The sequence below is a fragment of the Streptomyces sp. NPDC059456 genome, assembly GCF_042750055.1.
In the GTDB taxonomy this organism is placed as follows: Bacteria; Actinomycetota; Actinomycetes; order Streptomycetales; family Streptomycetaceae; genus Streptomyces.
The window spans coordinates 1-1,527 of record NZ_JBHYVA010001086.1; the positions used below are offsets into that span (position 1 = coordinate 1).

General features: G+C 70.7%; 2 protein-coding genes. One reads left to right on the forward strand and one right to left on the reverse strand.

Annotated features, from left to right (window positions below; translation table 11 throughout):
* A partial coding sequence (locus ACFXA3_RS42355; protein ID WP_385196840.1) for a D-alanyl-D-alanine carboxypeptidase occupies nt 1–685 on the reverse strand: 685 nt, incomplete at its 3' end.
* A 164-nt stretch (nt 686–849) separates the two neighbouring features.
* On the opposite strand from ACFXA3_RS42355, the gene ACFXA3_RS42360 reads away from it, so the two are divergent.
* Nucleotides 850–1,344 (forward strand): inorganic diphosphatase, encoded by a 495-nt coding sequence (locus ACFXA3_RS42360; RefSeq protein ID WP_007264878.1) that lies wholly within the window; start codon nt 850–852, stop codon nt 1,342–1,344.
* Nucleotides 1,345–1,527 lie beyond the last annotated feature (183 nt).

Sequence of the window (1,527 nt, forward strand, 5' to 3'; positions counted from 1 at the left end):
GGGCGTCCCCGTATAAGTGGGTGTCGTCGTATCCGTGGGTTACGGTGCCGGTGCCGGCGGCCTTGAGGGCCTGGGCGGCGTCGGCGGCGAGGGCGACGAGGCTGCCGCCGGATCCGGCGGGGCTCTTCTTCTTGGCGGTGAGGGAGGGGTCGCCGCCGCCGACCAGGACGATCTCGCCGGGGCCGGCACCGGGGGTCACGGTGGTCCGGATCCGGTGTTCGGGGCCGAGCGCGGCGAGCGCGGCCGTCGCGGTGGCGATCTTGGTGGTGGAGGCGGGGGTCATCGGCTCGCGCGGCCCGGACTCGAAGAGCACCTGGCCGGTGGCGGTGTCGATGACCGAGGCGGTGCGGACCGTACCGAGGGCGGGGTCGGCCAGCAGCGGCCGCAGGACGTCGGCGAGCCGCCCGGAGCCGGCGGAGGCGACCCCGGCGTCGGCCTTGCGCGGGGCGTCCGGGCCGATCGCGGAGAGCACCCCGGGGGCGCTGGGCGCGGCCTGCGGCTCGGACCCGCCGGCGGCGCCACCGTGATCTGCGCCACCCGTAAGGCCCCAGGAGGCGGCTCTGTCCCGCTCGGCCTTACGCTGGCCGGAGTCCCAAGGACCGGCGGCGGCCACCGCCGCCACCGACAGGGCGAGGCCGGCCACGGCCGACACCGCGATGAGCTGCCACGTCTTGACCAAGGGCACCTCGGACCAGCCCCTTTCGCGATCACACATATGCGTGAGGGACACTTAACCACTGCGTCTTGCCGCGAGCATGGCACCCCACCCCGGTTGGGCTGGGAGGGACGCGCACGCAGGTGAACGACCGCAGTCTCGAAGCAATGAAGCTGATCATGGAGGAGCAGGACGTGGAGTTCGACGTCACCATCGAGATCCCCAAGGGTTCGCGGAACAAGTACGAGGTGGACCACGAGACCGGCCGGATCCGTCTGGACCGTCGCCTCTTCACCTCCACCAGCTACCCGGCGGACTACGGCTTCGTCGAGAACACCCTCGGCGAGGACGGCGACCCGCTGGACGCGCTGGTCATCCTGGATGAGCCGACCTTCCCGGGCTGCCTGATCAAGTGCCGCGCGATCGGCATGTTCAACATGACCGACGAGGCGGGCGGCGACGCCAAGCTGCTCTGCGTGCCGGCCTCGGACCCGCGCGTGGAGCACCTGCGCGACATCCACCACGTGTCGGAGTTCGACCGCCTGGAGATCCAGCACTTCTTCGAGGTCTACAAGGACCTGGAGCCGGGCAAGTCGGTCGAGGGCGCGAACTGGGTCGGCCGCGCCGAGGCCGAGGCCGAGATCGAGGCCTCCTTCAAGCGCCTCGAGGCGCAGGGCGGCCACCACTGAGTCCGCTCCGCCGGTAGCGGGCGGGCGGGAGCTCCCGCGACCCCCGCTCCCTTGTGACACACGAACGGGCGGTACCCCTTCACCGGAGGGGTATCCCCCGGTAGTTATTTGGGTTGAGCGCGGTCGAAAGTGTTTACCATAAAAATACCACAGCTGGCGGGGGGATGGTCGAAGTGTTTGGGA